General features: G+C 59.2%; 13 protein-coding genes. 4 read left to right on the forward strand and 9 right to left on the reverse strand.

The annotated features are described in order from the left end of the window. Positions 1-227 precede the first annotated feature (227 nt). Positions 228-611, forward strand: a complete 384-nt coding sequence (locus MTX78_RS24835) for a hypothetical protein (RefSeq protein ID WP_243803502.1) — start codon at positions 228-230, stop codon at positions 609-611. A gap of 172 nt (positions 612-783) precedes the next feature. Here MTX78_RS24835 and MTX78_RS24840 read toward each other — a convergent pair whose 3' ends face one another. The 7 genes from MTX78_RS24840 to MTX78_RS24870 form a co-directional block, all read right to left on the reverse strand. Continuing rightward, positions 784-1,194 carry a response regulator gene (locus MTX78_RS24840; protein WP_243803503.1) on the reverse strand — a complete coding sequence of 137 codons (411 nt, stop codon included), beginning with the start codon at positions 1,192-1,194 and terminating at the stop codon, positions 784-786. A 206-nt stretch (positions 1,195-1,400) separates the two neighbouring features. Next, entirely contained in the window at positions 1,401-2,600 is a 1,200-nt protein-coding gene (locus MTX78_RS24845; RefSeq protein WP_243803504.1) for a PAS domain-containing sensor histidine kinase, read from the reverse strand. Positions 2,601-3,406: 806 nt separating this feature from the next. Then, on the reverse strand, positions 3,407-3,643 hold the full coding sequence (locus MTX78_RS24850; RefSeq protein ID WP_243803505.1) for a hypothetical protein: 237 nt from the start codon (positions 3,641-3,643) through the stop codon (positions 3,407-3,409). After that, a complete protein-coding gene (locus MTX78_RS24855; protein ID WP_243803506.1) occupies positions 3,640-4,164 on the reverse strand; it encodes an STAS domain-containing protein in 525 nt (174 codons plus the stop codon). Before MTX78_RS24855 ends, MTX78_RS24850 begins: the two co-directional genes overlap by 4 nt. Positions 4,165-4,249: 85 nt before the next feature. Beyond that, on the reverse strand, positions 4,250-4,744 hold the full coding sequence (locus MTX78_RS24860; protein ID WP_243803507.1) for a YciE/YciF ferroxidase family protein: 495 nt from the start codon (positions 4,742-4,744) through the stop codon (positions 4,250-4,252). Between the two features lie 432 nt (positions 4,745-5,176). Beyond that, positions 5,177-5,782, reverse strand: coding sequence for a response regulator transcription factor (locus MTX78_RS24865; protein ID WP_243803508.1), 606 nt, complete (start codon positions 5,780-5,782; stop codon positions 5,177-5,179). Further along, complete coding sequence (locus tag MTX78_RS24870) at positions 5,779-9,666, reverse strand: PAS domain-containing protein (protein ID WP_243803509.1); 3,888 nt, start codon at positions 9,664-9,666, stop codon at positions 5,779-5,781. The genes MTX78_RS24865 and MTX78_RS24870 overlap by 4 nt, the downstream gene beginning before the upstream one ends. Before the next feature lie 691 nt (positions 9,667-10,357). Between MTX78_RS24870 and MTX78_RS24875 the strand changes: the two genes are divergently transcribed. Beyond that, positions 10,358-10,717, forward strand: a complete 360-nt coding sequence (locus MTX78_RS24875) for an STAS domain-containing protein (RefSeq protein WP_243803510.1) — start codon at positions 10,358-10,360, stop codon at positions 10,715-10,717. A gap of 519 nt (positions 10,718-11,236) precedes the next feature. Here MTX78_RS24875 and MTX78_RS24880 read toward each other — a convergent pair. Then, positions 11,237-13,249, reverse strand: coding sequence for a hybrid sensor histidine kinase/response regulator (locus MTX78_RS24880; RefSeq protein ID WP_243803511.1), 2,013 nt, complete (start codon positions 13,247-13,249; stop codon positions 11,237-11,239). Positions 13,250-13,930: 681 nt separating this feature from the next. Between MTX78_RS24880 and MTX78_RS24885 the strand changes: the two genes are divergently transcribed. Then, positions 13,931-14,350, forward strand: a complete 420-nt coding sequence (locus MTX78_RS24885; protein ID WP_243803512.1) for a hypothetical protein — start codon at positions 13,931-13,933, stop codon at positions 14,348-14,350. 206 nt (positions 14,351-14,556) lie between these two features. On the opposite strand, the gene MTX78_RS24890 is transcribed toward MTX78_RS24885, so the two are convergent. After that, entirely contained in the window at positions 14,557-15,246 is a 690-nt protein-coding gene (locus MTX78_RS24890) for a recombinase family protein (protein ID WP_243803513.1), read from the reverse strand. Positions 15,247-15,574: 328 nt separating this feature from the next. On the opposite strand from MTX78_RS24890, the gene MTX78_RS24895 reads away from it, so the two are divergent. Beyond that, a complete protein-coding gene (locus MTX78_RS24895; RefSeq protein ID WP_243803514.1) occupies positions 15,575-15,862 on the forward strand; it encodes a hypothetical protein in 288 nt (95 codons plus the stop codon). Positions 15,863-16,345 lie beyond the last annotated feature (483 nt).

Consider the following 16,345-nt stretch of genomic DNA (forward strand, 5'->3'; position numbering starts at 1 on the left):
GCGTCTGCTATTGAGTTCACGAAACTCCTACTCTCGACGCATTTCGTGAACTAGGAATCGCAGACGGATTTCTTACATTCGCTCCGCGCTAAAGGGGTCTGTTGGCACCTGGTGCCGGCCACCTGCTAGGCGTTTACCGAAAGACGCGTTTCTACGACAGCACTTCCCGGCTCAGAATCCTGCGCGATCGTGCGCCGGGCATACCCGACTTAACCCGCACGTCCCTGATGGCTGTTACCATTCGCAAAAACGACATTCGGGCCGCAAAGCTTTACCTCTTGGGCTTTGCCTGTCGCGCCTTGCCCGTCCTGCTCTTCCTGCCTGTCGTCGGTATGAGCCCCCTGGTGTATGGGGGCACGTTCGGGGTTACGCTGCTGGTGCAGGCTGCCCTTGGCGCGGGCGTGTGGGCCGGGTACCGCTGGGTCAAGCTCCTGTTGGTGACGGCGGTCACGTGGCAAGTGGCGATGCAGCTACTTAAACTGGTCGGGTCTTCCAATCCACGCGGGGCCATCCTACTGGAACTGCTTGCGTTGGGCCTGGAGGTAGGGGCCGCAGTAATCATCCTTAAGGACCTGTTCACGCGGGCACCAGCAGAAAAGACTGCCGTCTAAACAGTGTTCACTTTAACGGTGATTTAAACAGGCGCTTTGCGCTGCCCGAGAAGCAACTTTATGTTAACTACAATTCCAAGAAACAAAAGGGAAAGCCCCCCCAGCACTATTCCCAAAATCCTGTTTCATTAGGACCGTAGAAATGAGGTGTCGCTGCCAACTCCTATAGGCGCTAGCGAAAATGGCGCTGCAGAATGGCGTGTACTTTTTCGCTGGTGAGCGGTTTGGTGAGAACCTCAACCGCGATAGGCAAGGTGTGGAGGCGCTCTAAGTCGCGAGGATGCTGCGAGGACGTGAGCACGACAATCACGGCGGGGCATTGTTGCGCGAGCGGGTGCTGCTGATACGTTGCCAGAAATTCTAGCCCGTTCATGACCGGCATGTGTAGGTCTAGCAACACGAGCAGCGGGCCGACCAGCTCCGCCGGTTCGGCGCAGACCTGTTCCAGCGCGTGTAGTGCTTCCACCCCGTTGCGTGCCACCAATAGCTGTTCGGCGACCTGCAAGCGGCGCAGCAGCTGCTCATTCAGAAACGTGGCAGTTGAGTCGTCATCGACTAAGAGCACCTTGGCGATCTTTTTCATGGGCAAGTTCGTTGCCGCACCGTGTTTCTGCAGCTACCTAGGAAGTACGAGCTTTAATTTACCGTAGTAGCCCTGGGCGCGCAAACAAACGCGCACCGCCCAGCTTTTACGTATAAATGCAGAGGCTGACCTACGTATTTTCCCAGCTAAGGCAAGAGATAAAGACTCGTTGGGAACGCGGAAGCCGGCTCGCGCTTACTGGCCCGCTAGTGCAGTTCCACAAAAAAGCAACTGCCGGCACCCTCTTGGCTCTCTACCCAGAGCTTGCCGCGGTGCAGCTGCACAATTTGCCGGGTGATAAACAAGCCCAGCCCGGTGCTGGCCTCGCCTCCCACCCCGGAACGACTTGCGGGACTAAACTTCTCGAACAGACTGGCTTGCAGCGCCTCGGGAATGCCAATGCCCGTATCGCGCACCGTGAGCAATACACAGCCCGGGCATTCTTGCAGGCCCACCGTCACGCGGCCCCCGGCCGGGGTAAACTTGAGCGCGTTGCTCACCAGGTTGTCCACCACCCGCTGGAAGGTATCGGCGTGCAGGTTGGCCTGCAGGGGCTGAGAGGGCACGTCTAGAACCAGCGCCAAGCCCTTGTCGTGGGCTGTTAGCTGGTGCGCCGCCAGTCGGTTTTCCAGCAGGGCGCCTAAGTTGGTGGGCTGCTTCTTTACCTGGGTGGTGTCGAGTGAGCCGAGCAGCAGCACATCGCCCAGCAGCTTGTTGGCGTCGGCGCAGGAGCGGCGAATCAGGGCCAGGTACTTGGCCGTGTCTGTTGCGTCGTCCGTCGCGAACGTGGCCGCCTCCACTTGCCGCTGTAGCAGGTCGGTCAGCAGTTGAATGTGGGCGATGGGCGTTTTGACGTCGTGGGTGATTAAATGCAGGATTGTTTCCTGCGCGTCGTAGAGGCGCTTGAGGGATAGTTCCAGGGCCTTGCGGTCGCTGATGTCTTCCAGCTGCGTGAAGCCTAATTCTTCCCCGTTGTCGGGAAAGCGCATCGAGGTGACCTGGCACCAAAAAGAGGACCCATCGGTGCGTACCAGGCAGGTTTCCAACGTGAAGTGGGGCAGCTTGTGGGCCCAGAGCCGCTGCTGCAGAAAGTGCCAGTCGTCGCGGTAGTCGGGGTGGGCAAACTCCTTGATTTGATGGCCGACTACTTCCTCCGGGCTAGCACAGCCGAGCATGTCCAGCACCGCTTGGTTAGCTTGCCGGATCACGAGGTCCGAGGCGATGATTTTCTGCCCAAAGGGGGCGTTCTCAAAGATGGTCCGGAACCGGACTTGGCTTTCCTGGTAGCGGTCGGTCAGCGCCTGGTGCTCCGCCTTGTCAATACGGTCAGCCTCCAGCCGTTCTAGTTTCGCCCGCACCGCGCGTAACTCCGTTTCGAGAGCGTGATACCCGTCAGCTGATTTCATAGCGGGGTATACGGGCCAAGCGCCGAAAGAGAGAAGCGGCAAAGGGAAGAAAGTGGGCGGTACGGGTGCTACATGTGCCGCTTTTTCGCGTAACGACGACCAGGAATGGTTTAGCAGTTTACGTACTTTTATTTCCGGTTGCTATCAAAGGCTATCCCGCACATGGAGAAGATACAGCTTGCCGCTTAGGGAGACGACCACGGCCCCGGCCGAGACCCGCGCACTAACCACTGCACCCGGTCCTCAAGTATCTGCTGGCCCAGGGCAACCGCCCGGCCCAGTGGTGGCAGGAGGATGGGTGGCGGTCAGACCCAAGAGGTGAACTGCATTACCTCTACCAACCCCATCAACGCAGCCCAGCGGCGTGAGCAGTTTGCTTTCCCTCTTCAATTCAGCTACAAGAAGATGGGTCTACTCAGGATAGTCTGAATCGGGTACATATCAGCCACGCCCGAAAGCAGCAACCCTTACGCATTACTATCCTCGTGGCATAAAGCAAAATGCTACCTAAATCAATAAGATAAAAGGCTTTCTCAAGCAATTGTCATTTCACAAGGGGTGGCCTAGAGTATGCTATCCTTATGGTGCCCCAAGTTGTATCATGCCTGCTGCACTCCACGAGGCCACTCAGGCAGGTTGCTTGAATACGGATAAAGTTCGTTTAGCTTTTAAGCTAGCTTGGGGTGCTGGTGCTCAGGTAGTAAATTAATTGGAGGTTCATTCTTTTTGCCAGCTCTTTCACCGAGTTGCTCGTCGAGAAGCGTATACTCTCCTGACGTCTACCAAGAAGCCATGGCCCCACTTGGTCAAACGAAGTCCGTTAGATGTGTAAATGCTCGCGTTTCACGCAACGCGTACGTCGTCGTATCGTAGGAAAGTTCACAAAAGAAATCGGCCAGCTGGTAAAGCCCCACCGCGCGGTGAGTTTCCCAGCGGCAGGCCAGCAGCGTGCCTTCGGCAAACAGTAGAGCCGCTTGTTGGGGCAAGGGCCAGGCGCGAAAGCACTCCAGGGAGATGGTAGCGGGCAAAGCAGCAGACCTCATGGGTGGCGGCTTATGGCAGCCGTCAAGGCAGCGGCCTGGTCAAGCGATTGGGCTTGGGGGAGCCCAGAGCAGACGCCGGCCAGCGTCTGCTGCAGCACTTGCTGCACGCGTGCTGAAGCTCGGCATATGACCATAGGAATACCTCGCCGACGCAGCCGTAGCTGACACGACCACAGCAGCCACACCGCCGTGGGGGAAAGCGTATCGAGCAGGCGACAATCCACCCACACGGCGGGTCGGCCGCTACGACAGGCCTGCGCTAGGTGATCCGCTAGTTCGGTTTCTGTAGTTGCACCCGCATCGGGCGCCAGGGCCAGCAAGTAGCCGGTTGGCAGAGCTTCGTGATAAACGACCATGGAGAAAGCGCCAAGGAAACGAAGAAACAACGTGCTAAGGGTCTGGTAGGCCGCGGCACCCCGATCTAGGTTTATACCTAATCGTGCAATCGTGCGGTTGGAACGTTGCTCGCCGCACACCTGCTGAGCGAAGAATATGCTGCTCCGCGCTAGCCAGAGCAGCAATTTAGCATAGCAGTAAGCCCCTGTTACCGGCCCGTTTACACATGGTCTGTAACAGAGGCTCGCTACGAGATAAATCGAAGTGTATTTATTCGGCTTTCTGATTGATATAATTGATGGCTAATTCATTGAGCTTCGTATCGGTGAATTGCTCTTCTTCTAAAGTTTGACGCAGTAAGTCCGCCGTTTCTTGCTGACCCAGTCGTTCGGCAAAATGCGCCGCTGTGCCGTAACCGGAAATCTCGTAATGCTCGATACGCTGCGCCGCTGCAATTAGAGCCGCATCCATCACCTCTTCCGTAGCGCGCTCCGACATGGTTTCCTGCCCCTCGGCAATGAGGCCAGCCATGGCCTTACATGTGTGCCCGTCTAGGTCTAAGCCCATCGACTGACCGATACGCTCCAGGCGCTGCACTTGCTGTTCTGTTTCATGCAGGTGCTTCGTAAAACCGGCCCGCAGGCGGCCATCTTTGGCCTTTTCGGCCATTAAGGGCAGGGCTTTCACCAACTGCGATTCCGCGCTGTACAGGTCCTTGAGTTGCATCTCGAACAGATCATCGAGGGTTTCGAGTTTATCGAACATAAGACAAGCGTAAGGGGGTGGAAAAGTAAAACTGCCGGCTTAGGAATGCCTGTCCGGCCACGTTGTTGCATACGCTCGGAAAAGAAACCTGATGATCCCACGCATACGTTGTTTAGCTTCGTTAGCGGGAATAATGTATCTATTTATTATATTGATTATGAATAGATTAAACACATGGATTTCTTATTTCCAGAACTAATTTGCACCAACTACGGAGTTGTAGATTAGGTACTATTCCAAGGTAAAATCAGTAGTTTTTGACTCACTTCAATCAGCTAGTGTTAACGATGCTGCTTGGGTGACAGCCATTCTCCTAAAAGGATTGGGAGCACCTGATCGTTAAGCATAGAAGCGCTGGCGTGTTAGTGGTGTCGTCATCGTCGACGAGCAGGGGAATTCACCTCAGCCAGCCCTTTGTGAGTGCAGTTTTCACTAGCGCGGCAGTGTTCTTGGCGCCAGTTTTTCCATGATGTTCTGACGATGGGTTTCCACCGTGCGGGGGCTGGTAAACAGCTTGTCAGCAATCTGGGCAGTGATCAGCCCGTCGGCCACCAGCCGCAGGATTTCCTGCTCTCGCATTGTGAGGCCGCTCACGGGCTGGGTAGTAACTTCCGGTACTTCCGTCAGCACTTTCTCCAGCATCGTGAGCCCTAATTCCGAGCACAAAAACCGCTTACCAGCCGCCACGGCCCGCACGGCCACTACAATCTCGTCGTGGCCTGCGTTTTTGAGCACATAGCCCTGGGCCCCGGCCGCCAGGACCTGCCCGATGGCGCGTTCGTGGTCGGCCATCGACAAAATCAGTACCCGCACGGTCGGGAACTCGGCGCGCAGCCGCTGGGTGGTAGCCAGGCCGTCGAGCCCGGGCATGTGCAGGTCCAGCAGCACGATGTCGCAGGGCGTGGTGGGCAGTTGAGCCAGCAACTGCTCGCCGGTTTCCGCTTCCCCGACTACCTGTAGGTCGGCTTGCTGCTGAAAGAGGGTCCGTAGGCCAATGCGCAAGATGGCGTGGTCATCGACGAGGAATAAGCGGATCATAAGGTAGCAGAAGTAGGTAGGGGAATTCGGATGCGGACGTACGCCCCACCAGCCGGGACGGCACCGGTTTCCAACTGGCCGCCGAGCAGGACAACTCGGTCGCGCATGCTGCGCAGCCCCAATCCAGCGGCCGTGTTCTTCGCGCCAAACCCGGGGCCGTTGTCTTCGGCTCGCAGCAGCACCCAGCCCGGCATCGTTTCCAACTCCAAGTTGGCTTCCGTGGCGCCCTGGGCGTGCTTGTTGATGTTGAGGGCCAGTTCCTGGGCCATGCGGTAGAGGGCTAGCTGCAGCGGCAGTGAGAGAGGAGCCGCGTCCTCGTCGAGCAGCACGTGGCAGCGCAGGCGCAGCTGCGGGGTGCTCATCGTGCGGCCAATATCCTGCAGGGCGGCCCGCAGGCCAAACCGCTCCAGCGTCAGGGGCACCAGTTCGTGCGAGAGAGCCCGGGTCTGGCGGATGGCCTCACTTAGCAACTGGTCAGCCTCATTGCGGGCGGCTACCAGGGTAGGAAGCGTATACAGGACTGGGGCGTGCAACTGGTCCAGGCGCAGCTTGGTGGCGAACAGGATCTGGCCGATGCCGTTGTGCAAGCTCTCAGCCATGCGCTTGCGTTCGGTTTCCTGCGCCGCCTGCACGGCTTCGAACAGGGCCTGCTGCTGGCTCAGGCGCAGGCGCAGGTTGTCGGCTTCGAGGCGTTGCAGCTCACTGATGTCCAGATCCACGCCTAGCACCCGCACGGGCTGGCCGGCCTCGTCGCGGAGCACCACAGCCTTGACACGCACGGTCTTCACCTGCTCGCCCACGCGCAGGCGCAGCGTTTCCTCAAAGGTGCCGTTGCCGGTCTGCATGCGGTGCACCAAGTCCTCCGCCCGGGTCCGGTCTTCGTCCACCACGTAGTGCAAATAGATGGCAGGCTGTACCGGCTGACCCAGCGGCAAGCCGAACAGCCGGTACATCCCATCGGACCACCGAAACTCCTGGCTCAGCAGGTCGTAATCCCAACTACCCAGGCCGGCCACGGCTTCGGCTTGTTCCAGCAGGCGCAGGGTTTTCAGGCGCTCCTGCTCGGCCTGTTTGCGGGGCGTGATGTCTTCACCCACCACCAGCACGCCGTCGTCGAGCTTGGTGGCGTTGCTGCGAAACCAGACCGTGAGTTGGTCGTCGTGGTAGGGCAACTCCCGGTCCTCGCCAACCCCGGTCTCAATCACGCGGCGGAAGGAAGTCAGAAAGCCGGCGGTTTCGGCTTCCGGAAATTCTTCCAGGTAGCGCCGGCCCACCAGCTCCCGCCCGCCCGCAATCTGCTGGGTAAGGGTGTTGATGAAGATGTATTCTAAGTCCACGACGTGGCCGTGCGCGTCGCGAACGGCTTTGAAGGCGCTGATGGAAGCCGATTGTGACTCGGCGATGCCGTGCAGCAGGTCGCGGCTTTGCTGTAGCTCCTGGGTGCGCGCGGCCACCTGTTGCTCCAGTTCGGCGCGGTGCCGCTCCTCGGTGTGGCGTACGTCCTCCTCGGCCAGCTTACGGGCGTGGATGTCCGTCGCGGCCCCGTACCAGGCCCTGACCGTGCCGTGCTCGCTCAGCAGGGGACGGGCCTGTACCTGAAACCAGCGGTACTCGCCCTGCGCCGAGCGGATGCGGTGCTCTTGCCCCAGCGGCTGGCCGCTAACCACGGCCGTGTGGTAGCGGTGGCTTGAGGCGGCCCGGTCATCGGGATGAATAACGTCCGTCCAGCCGTAGCGGGCGGCTTCGGCGGGCGTCTGGCCCGTGTATTCGTACCACCGCTGGTTGTACCAGGTGGTGTCGCTGTCGGGGGTGCTGCGCCAGAGCAAGTCGGGCACCAGGTTGGCCACGGCGCGAAACCGCTCTTCCGATTCGCGCAGGGCTTCTTCGGCCTGCTTGCGGGCCGTGATGTTGGTGGCCGCGCCCAGCCAGCTCGTCACCTCGCCCTGCGCGTCGAGCACGGGCACGGCCCGCGTATGCGCCCAGCCCACGGTGCCGTCGGCCTGCCGCACGCGGTGTTCCAGCGCCAGCGGGCCTTTGCGGCCGATGGCGTCGGCGATGGCGGCCTGCACCCGCGGCAGGTCCTCGTCCGGAATGTACTGCGTCGTCCAGGTGCGGGAGGGGCTTAGCGTATCGGCCAGAAAGTCTTTGCCGAGGAGCTGCTCGAGCTGCGTACAGTCGGCGCTCAGGCGGTACACCGTGTCAGAGGTGGTCGTGACCAGCAGGCGGAACTCTTCCCCCGACTGGCGCAGGGCTTCTTCGGCGCGGGCGCGCTCCAGGGCCGCCCAGGTGCGCTCGGTCGCTGCTTCGAGCAGAGCCACCTCGCCCGGCGTCCAGGGCCGCACGTCCGCCGACAGGGCGACGATGGCCCACTGCGGCTCGTCGGCCCCGCGGCGCAGCGTGGCGGCGACGAGGGCCCGCATACCGAGCGCCCCCAGGTTCTGGCGGTCCGTGTCGGAAAGACCTTCGGTGTGGGTTAGGTCGTCGATGACCAACGTCCGATCATAGGCCACGCGCAGGGCGTCGGGAAAATCCGACAAGCGCACCTCGGCGGGCAAGGGGGGTATGCGGTGGTTGCCTACCTGCTGGGGGAAAATGCCACGGTCCTGGGCTAGGTCATAGATACCGATGTAGCAGCGGTCGAGCTGCAACTGCGCACACAGCAGGCCGAGCGCCCGGTACGCCACGTGGGGGGCACTCGTTTCCGCCCGTAAGGCATCGGAAAACCCAAGCAGGAACGCTTGCTGCTGCTGCTGCTGCTTGCGGGCGGTGATGTCGTGAAAGAGCACGCCGACCTGGCGGGCCTCCGGCGCCCCCACCCGGAAGGCGTGCACGTCGAACCAGCGGCTCACCTGCGGCACGTGGTGCTCGAAGCGCTGCGGCTCGCCCGAGCGGGCGACCGCGCCGTAGGTGGTGAACCAGAACGGGTCCAGGTCGGGCAGCAACTCGCGGATGCTGCGGCCCAGCGTGTCGGCCGGCAGGCCCGATTGGTGGACAAAGGCCGGGTTGAGCTCCCGGTAGCGGAAATCGATGGCCTGCCAGCTCGTTTCGTCGAAGACTACTTCCACCACGCAAAAGCCCTGGTCCATGGCGTGGAACAGGGTCTGGTACTGGTCCGTGGCCTGCCGAGCCAGCTCGCTCTGTAGCTGCCGCGTGGCGGCTTCGCTCTGCTGGAGGGCCGTAATGTCGCGGGCAATGCCGAGCACGGTTTCCACCCGCCCATCGCGCAGTTCGGGTACCAGGCGGGAATAATACTGCACCTCTCCGTGCGGCGTAGGAAACGGATTATAGTGTTCCTGCGGCTGGCTGGTGTCGAATACGCGCTGCAGGGCGGCCAAGTAGGGTCCGGTAATATCGGCCGGCACGTCCATCTCGGCGAAGGTGCGGCCGAGCAGCGCGTCCAGAGGTTGCCCAGCCTTAGCCGCAAAGGCGCTATTGGCATAGCGTAGGCGCAGGTCGGGCCCCCACCGGGTAAGTACGTCGGGGGTGTTTTCGGCCAGGGCCTGGTACTGCTGCTCGCGTTGCTTTTGGGCGGTGATGTCCTGGCCATAGAGCATCCAGCCGGGGGATATCGGAGTGGCCCAGAGCGCAATCCACTGCTTCTGTCGCGGTAGAAATATCTCCCGGGTTGCTGCCTCGTCTGGCTTCAGCAAGGAGAGCAGCGTATCCCGGACGGCCGCGGGCAGGTCCGCTTCTGCCAGCGCTTGCCCTAGCAAGGCTTCGGGAGGAACCCCGCACCACTGGGCAGCTTGCTGATTGATGCGCTGAATGACTTGGTGTTCATTTAGCATCAGCAAGCCCCAGGGCAAGGCAGCGAGCAGCTGCTCCGCGGTTGGTTGAGTCGGGGGTGGAAATTGTTCGGGGTGGGCGTCGGCAGGGGATTCCATAGCACCAAATAGCAGCAGATATGCGCTCAAGGTAGCAGCCAGGAATTAGAATCCGCTGTATATACTTCAGCTATTTGATTGAAAAACAATAATATAGCTGAACGGTAGCCGTGAAGTTAGTACAGCTACCGGCTTACGGCCAACCACTTGTACCACTTGTTTTCTACTAGTTTTCGACCAGTACTACTCCGCAGTTTCGAGGTTAGGCACCGGTGTCTGCCGGTGAAGGCGTTGGCTGCGCTTCAGTTCTTGGCGTTGACTCAAAGTAGAGCCCGTTGCCTGTTGTGTACGTTACTCGTTTGCCCCACCATAGGACCCGTGGAACGGGCGGTGCCAGGTGCCCATAGCGACGTAAGCTACCACTGAGGTTTGGTTTGTCACAGTAGATAGATAGCCACACCGGCTATCAAGCACTGGCCACCGCGGTCAGGGCCAGGGGTACGCATCGCGCAGCTATTCGGTAAGCGTGGTGCAACACGCGTCAGGTAGGTCGAACGGGGTGAAACCGGGGCTAGATAAGCATTAGGCTACTTGGCTTGCTGCGTAGTCAGGGCACGGCTTGAGGCTAACCCGCAGTGAAAATTCAGTAATAGCTGGACTCCCTAATTAGGTATAAACCCAGACCCGGTGCATGCTTACCTGTCTGATCTTTGAGGTGTTGCTTCTTTGCTAGTTTCTTGACGGTTCCTCCATGGTCATTTATCACGAAGCTCTCCCAACTGGCTATTTGCTGGCGTTGGCCCCCGATGCTGGCGCCTCGAACGAAGCGGAACTGGCCGACCACTTGATGCGAGCCTGTTGCAGCGGCCGGCCCGCCGTGTGGGTGGATTGCCGCCTGCTCGATACGCTTTCGGCTACGGCGGCTTGGCTGCTCTGGTCGTGTCAGCTGCGGCTGCGCCGGCGAGGCATGTGCTTGGTCTTGTGTCAGGCCTCGGAGCGCGTCCAGCAAGCTTTGCACCAGACATTAGCGGGGGAATGCGCCACCCTATGCTATGCTTCCTCGCTCGAAGAGGCTGTGGTCCTCACTGCTCCGACGATCAGCCGGCTATGACGCCCTCTACCCAATCGGCTGCTGTTTCTCTGGCGCGCTTTCGTGCGTTGCCGCTGCTACAACAAGCCGCCATGTTCTGTGTCGAGAGAATCAGAATGCTCCTAGCCCAGCGCTGGGCTAGGAGTATCAGGCCATACAGTCCTATCAACTCGCTAATTTCTTCTGTGAGCTGGCTTACGATACAACCACCTACGCCGGGCGCGGGCGTCTACTCACCTAGCCGATTTCGTTTGCTGAGCCGGGGACGTGACAACTGTTGCCTTCAGACAATTGGCAGATAAGCAAGATGCTTCCGGCTACGTTGTCTACGGGTGCGCTTTCCCCAGCGGTTACTGCCTTACAACCGAATTAGTCGCCGGCAGTAGTCTCTCCAAATTCGAAGAAGCCCAGTTAACAAGCAGGTGCTACAGCACTTCCTATAACGCCCCGCAGTAACGCCATTTGGCCCTGGAGTACGTCGCCCTAATGACTTTGAATCTCGACTTACGCCCCACTTGTAGCCACCTCCTTTGCCCCTGCTCAGGTCGTAGGGGCGCGATCGGCTTCCGGCGGTAGGAACTGCAACAACAGACGACCCAACCCTTCTTCCTCGAACGGCTTACTCAAGCACGCATCCAGGCCGGACGCCAGATACCGTTGCTGATCGGCCTGGAAGGCATTGGCCGTCAACGCAATGAGGGGGATCGTCGCCCGCCGCGGATCAGCCAGTTGCCGCACGGCTTGCGCGACTTCCACCCCGCTCAGCCCCGGCATCTGGATGTCGAGTAGAGCAACATCGTAGGGCTGACTTTGCAGACGGGCCAAGGCGTCCGTGCCGCTCGTGACGGCTTCCACCTGCACGCCCCAGTGTTCGAGAATCATCAGGGCAATCCACTGGTTGACTAGGTTATCCTCGGCCAGCAGCAGGCGTCGGCCTCGCAGCGCTTCGTAGCTGACCGGAGCACCGGGGGCCTCGACCGGGCCGCACGCGGCCCGCGGCAGGGAGAGGGTGAAAGAGAACGTAGTCCCTTGCTGCGGGACGCTGCAGACCTGCAACAGGCCGCCGAGCTGCTGCACAAGTTGCGCACTAATGGTGAGGCCCAGGCCGGTGCCGCTCGCCGGCGACGAGCCGGGGGCACTCGCCTGGGCGAAGGCGTCAAAGATCTGCTCCTGCTCCCCGGCTGCGATACCGACGCCGGAGTCCTGCACCCAGAAGCGCACCCGCACTTGCGTCGGAGTGTCGGCGAGCATGACCGCTCCGAGCTGTATCCACCCCTGCGCGGTGAACTTGAGCGCATTGCCCACTAGATTCAGTAGTACCTGGCGTAGCCGGCAGGCGTCGCCCAACACGTAGAGCGGCGTCGGGGTCGGCTCGCGTACCGTTAGCGCCAGCCCCTGTTGCTCGGCCACGGCGGCCAGGGTTTGGGCGGCTTCCTGCAGCACCTGTCCGACCGCCAGCGGCTCTTGGGCCAGGGGTAGCGGCGCGGTGGAGAGCTTAGTCAGATCCAATACCTCATTGACGAGGGTGAGCAAGTGCTGCCCGGCGTGCTGGAGCGTCTGCACGTACTGCTGCTGCGGAGCCGACATCTGGGTTTTCTGCAGCAAAGTCGTTAGGCCCAGCACGCCGTTGAGTGGGGTACGGATCTCGTGGCTCAAGCGAGCGAGAAAGGTTTCCTGCGTGCGGGCTTGGGCTTCGGCCTGCTGCTGGGCTTGCTTGAGGCTCGTCACATCCGTGCCAACCACCAGTATCTGGGGGCTTGCGTCCCCGTCCTGAAAGGGATGCATCTGCACCTGCAGATAGTGGGTTTGCCCGGAAGGCAGTGGGACGGGCAACTCGGCCGTGAGGGGCTGCTGCGAGGCGAACACGTGCTGGTGCCAGGTGCGCAGTTGCTGGCCCGGGGCACCCTCATTGCCACCATCAGGGGTTCGTGGGGAGCAGTGAAAACAGCTACTGGCTTGCGCAAAGGCGGCATTGCGAAATACGAGTTCGTCATCCTGCTGCACGACGTATACCAGATTCGGCAAGGTATCCACGACCAGTTGCAGAAAAGCTTGTTGCTGTGCCAGCTCGCGGGTGCGCTGCGCGACTAGGGTTTCCAACTGCTGATTCAGGGCTTGCAAGCGTTCGCGCGCCAGCACCTGCTCGGTCACCTCGTGGGCGAAAACCACTACGCCGTCCACCTGCCCGTGCTCGTCGCGCCGGGCCTGGTAGGTGAAATTGAAGTAGCATTGTGCGAGGGGACCGCCCTCCTCTTGGGCTAGGGGCACGAGTAATTCCCGGCCTTCGATCGTTTCACCCGTGGAGTAGACCTGCCGTAGCAACTGTGGTATCACATGGGTGGCCAACTCAGGTAGGGCCTGCAGGATAGGCAAGCCCAGTAGGCACCGCCCCGCGGCCAAGCGCTGATAGGCCGGGTTGACGAGTTCATAGACAAAGTCGGACCCCACCAGCACGCAGACGGGTTGCGGGGCGTGGTGCAGCCACTGCGCGAAGCGAGTATGCCACAGCGGATCAGCACGTAAGGACGGTACGGAAACAGGGGGGATATCCATAACAAGGGCCAAGAGCGTAAGTACAGAAAGGCAAACGAGAGTATCGCGAGTGCCGCCGGAAGGCCTAGGTCGGTAGCCTAACCTGGGCTATGCTTACTCAGGATAAACAGATCTGCTTTTCTGGCACCTGCAGTTGACCGCGGGCGGGCGAAAGCACTTCTGCGCAACCAAGGCACAGCTGCTGAGCGCTCCGATACGTGGTTAAGGTAAGGATTACTGAGAAACAGATGCAACTACCCCGTTTTAGTACTACGCGAAAAGGTTTTGCAGCATATCTGGCTATGGAAGCTATTAGGGCGAAGGCAGAAGCTCTCCTCAGCCCACATGGTTTGCTCGCGAAGAACGGACTGCGACTAAGTGGCGCAACTAGATTTATGGCCGTCGGTATTCTTCAAACTGGTAGGTCATTCAACAAGTCATAGGTTTCAGGCCCTATCCTTTTCCTTATCAATTCTGCAACAAACGCTCTAAAAAGTAGGGCTAAGAAGTGGGGCCAGAAAGAAAATAGCGGTTGTCTTTGTGATCCTAGCTTTTTTAGCCACTAGCAAGAGGTGTATTTATTGCGCATTTCAGTGTCACAGATGCTTTTATCTTTTACTATTAAGTAAGCAGGCTGACACAGCCTACACGGTAGACTGGCATGCTCTCAGTATATCCTTTACCTCACCGCGTAACCCCGTCATGTTCAACTTAACCGCCCCCATACTGCCGGGCCATTCCGCCGCAGGTATTCGGTTAGGGCAACCCATCGAAGAGGTCTTGTTCCATGCCCCTGTTCCCATCGTTGAAACCCTGTCCACCCTCACTGTGTACCGGTTTGGGGCTATATGGGTCTGGGTCCAAGACGGACGGGTGCACCAAGTCGGCGTGTTTGTCGGCTACGCCGGCACGTTGCCTTCGGGCGTGGGCTTGGGCACGTCCTTGGCCGAAGTCCAGCGTCGCATAGGGCGGGTGGTACAGGACTGTGACGGCACACTGATAGTAGAAGGCAGCGACGGGTGGTGCTTCGACACGAGCGCGTGGAACGGCTTCGAAGTGAAACAGAATCTGGAGGCTATACTAGTCGAAATGTTTGTGCACGCCTCAACTAATGGCAAATGACGAAGTGTTCAATATTTCGCTCCTTTTCGTGTACACCTTCACGAGCAGTAGCAATTGAAAAATTGGGCATTAAGAGGCCGCTAATCAGTTCACTAAACTAGTACAAGGAGCGAAGTACAGAATACATATTTCCTACGTGAGAAACCTGTAATCGTGCGATGATAAGGAGCTACGCTCCTCGCTACTACCTAAGATTAGAATCTCACCTATAATGATAGAGCCGTAACAGCAGGAGCTACCGAAAGCCCCAGTACCAGCCGCCTTACCCCTGCGGCCGTGAAGTGGCATCCTCGACGGGTCCGATACCCGGAGGCCGTAAGCTTAGCCGCAATGCGCCGATAATCCCACTGTTGGCTGCGGTACAACCGCGCCAGCTCGGCCGCTTGGCGGTTGGCCAGACTCGCCTGCGCATTCAGTTGGCGCTGCTGCTGACCCTTGACCCGCGCTTCGACCGTCAGGTTGGCGGGCGTGCCCAGCTGAAAGCCCCTCGCCTTCTTAGCTGCCAGCGCATCCTTCGTGCGGGTCGAGATGGCCTTGGCTTCTTTCTCGGCGACGGCGCCGAGCACGTGGATCGTAAACTCATCGGCGGCGGGCATATCCACGGCCTTGAACCGGACGCGGCTTTCCATAAGCGCCGTGAGGAAGGCCAGGTTCCGGGCCAACCGGTCGAGTTTGGCCACTAGCAGCACGGCCCCTGTCTCTTTGGCCACCTGCATCGCTGCTGCCAGTTGGGGGCGGGTATTTTTACGACCGCTCTCGATTTCGGTGAACTCCGCTAAAATCTGTTCATCACCCGAAAGAAATGTGCGCACCGCTGCTTCTTGCGCATTAAGGCCGAGGCCGGACTGGCCTTGGCGGTTGGTGCTCACGCGGTAATAGGCAATGTAGTTGGGCACGGGTTACTATAGTATAAGGAGTAGAACAGCCAAGGCTCGAAGCTACCAGTTTTGGTGCGTATCATTACACAAACGGACGTTTATGTAATGATACGACTGCAAGCTTAGCTCAAATGGCCATACTACTGGTTTCCGGTTGGTACCCCCCTTACCTATTTTCCGTAGACCTAGATCCAGGTGATTCCGGCGGGGTCTTCATCCGCTTATTACGGGTAGTAGTAGGAAGCACCTGTATTAAATCAGCGGTACTCCCCTGCTTGGTAGAGTGTCCAGTTCAGCGCGTGGCCAACCCCTCGGCTGCGTCCATCTTCCCTGTAGTTAAAGCTTCATGGCTACCATCTCCGTAAGAAACCGGCTCACGTTTGACCAAGTAGGCGCCTTAGCCGTGGGCGATCGGCTCTTGGAAGTAGACTTCCCCGAACACGGGCTGTATTTGCCGCTGCGGATTGCGTCGCCTCCCCGGCTCACGGGTGAGGGTACTGACAACCGCTATGTGACCTTTCTAGCACTGCTGGAAGATGACCAGCGGATTGTCGAGTTTAGCCTTTCCGAACAACAGTATGCGTTCGGTGCCCCGCTGTATACCCCGGAGAACGTGCTGTTCCTCGAGCAGTAAGTTTCCTTCGGATCCCTGGATGCGGGAGGCCGTTAGCTTTCGCTCAGAGCTGTGCCAGAGCAGCAGTATACTGAGCGCCATCACGCGGTATTTTTTGGGCAAAAAAATTTTGGCACTGCACTCACTACACCCGGGGGGTACCCTCCCCACCCCGGGGGAGAGGGGATATATGTGGCCTTAAATGGGAGATACGGCTTCCTTTAATCCTGTAGACGATGTATTGTGGTTTAAAACGCTGCTGGCTTACATTTCTCCCAGCCACACGGGAATAATGCGTCTTTATTCGACGGATGATAGGCATATGAAGTACCAGAACTTTCTAGTAGAAGTACAGATAACTTTTGGACTTCCAGCGCTAAAAAAGAGCCCCTCTGCCCTGTTGAGGGGCAGCATATACAGGGATCAAACGTGCCCCAATGATGTACGCTGAATGATATACACGTTGTCCCGATGTTCTGGTGACGGCTACTATTGTGAAGGGCC

The sequence above is a fragment of the Hymenobacter tibetensis genome, assembly GCF_022827545.1.
In the GTDB taxonomy this organism is placed as follows: Bacteria; Bacteroidota; Bacteroidia; order Cytophagales; family Hymenobacteraceae; genus Hymenobacter; species Hymenobacter tibetensis.

Bases quoted from the DNA above. Each gene is read 5' to 3' on its own strand.
- MTX78_RS24845 (WP_243803504.1), bottom strand. From the start codon at position 2,600: ATGAAATCAGCTGACGGGTATCACGCTCTCGAAACGGAGTTACGCGCG.
- MTX78_RS24880 (WP_243803511.1), bottom strand. From the start codon at position 13,249: ATGGATATCCCCCCTGTTTCCGTACCGTCCTTACGTGCTGATCCGCTG.
- MTX78_RS24895 (WP_243803514.1), top strand. From the start codon at position 15,575: ATGGCTACCATCTCCGTAAGAAACCGGCTCACGTTTGACCAAGTAGGC.
- MTX78_RS24850 (WP_243803505.1), bottom strand. From the start codon at position 3,643: ATGAGGTCTGCTGCTTTGCCCGCTACCATCTCCCTGGAGTGCTTTCGC.
- MTX78_RS24860 (WP_243803507.1), bottom strand. From the start codon at position 4,744: ATGTTCGATAAACTCGAAACCCTCGATGATCTGTTCGAGATGCAACTC.
- MTX78_RS24865 (WP_243803508.1), bottom strand. From the start codon at position 5,782: ATGATCCGCTTATTCCTCGTCGATGACCACGCCATCTTGCGCATTGGC.
- MTX78_RS24835 (WP_243803502.1), top strand. From the start codon at position 228: ATGGCTGTTACCATTCGCAAAAACGACATTCGGGCCGCAAAGCTTTAC.
- MTX78_RS24870 (WP_243803509.1), bottom strand. From the start codon at position 9,666: ATGGAATCCCCTGCCGACGCCCACCCCGAACAATTTCCACCCCCGACT.
- MTX78_RS24875 (WP_243803510.1), top strand. From the start codon at position 10,358: ATGGTCATTTATCACGAAGCTCTCCCAACTGGCTATTTGCTGGCGTTG.
- MTX78_RS24885 (WP_243803512.1), top strand. From the start codon at position 13,931: ATGTTCAACTTAACCGCCCCCATACTGCCGGGCCATTCCGCCGCAGGT.
- MTX78_RS24840 (WP_243803503.1), bottom strand. From the start codon at position 1,194: ATGAAAAAGATCGCCAAGGTGCTCTTAGTCGATGACGACTCAACTGCC.